1 protein-coding gene is annotated in these 497 nt (G+C 47.1%); it reads right to left on the bottom strand.

Translation table 11 applies throughout. From position 1 onward, the window contains the following. A partial coding sequence (locus ABUA47_RS22340) for a UvrB/UvrC motif-containing protein (RefSeq protein ID WP_349832074.1) occupies positions 1-497 on the bottom strand: 497 nt, incomplete at both ends.

Genomic DNA, 497 nt, shown 5'->3' with positions numbered 1-497 from the left:
CCTCTTCACCTACCGTTTGGCGGTCATCCTTCAAACGGGCTTCCCACTCAACCTTCATCTCCTCCAAGCGGACAGAAAGTTCCTTCTCACGGTCGCGGTAGCTGGCAGCCAGCTCAAAATTCTGTGACTTTACAGCTTCAGCCTTCAGGCTACGTGCCTCTTCAATCAGCTTTTCCTGTTCCTCAATTTCTTTCGGAACATTAATATTCGTCAAATGCACACGCGAACCCGCCTCGTCCAAAGCATCAATAGCTTTATCCGGGAAGTTGCGGTCGGTTATATAGCGTGCTGACAACTTGACACATGCTTCCAAGGCTTCATCCGTGTAGCTCACGTTATGATGGTCTTCATACTTCTCCTTGATATTCTTCAATATCTGAAGCGTTTCTTCAGCTGTGGTAGGCTCTACAATCACCTTTTGGAAACGACGTTCCAAAGCACCGTCTTTCTCGATATTCTTTCTGTATTCATCGAGAGTGGTAGCTCCAATACACTGT

It is taken from the genome of Bacteroides sp. RTP31139st1_H2_RTP31139_211217 (genome assembly GCF_040227615.1).
In the GTDB taxonomy this organism is placed as follows: Bacteria; Bacteroidota; Bacteroidia; order Bacteroidales; family Bacteroidaceae; genus Bacteroides; species Bacteroides uniformis.
The sequence above is the reverse complement of the archived record's forward strand: the minus strand, read 5'-3'. Positions and strand labels throughout refer to the sequence as shown.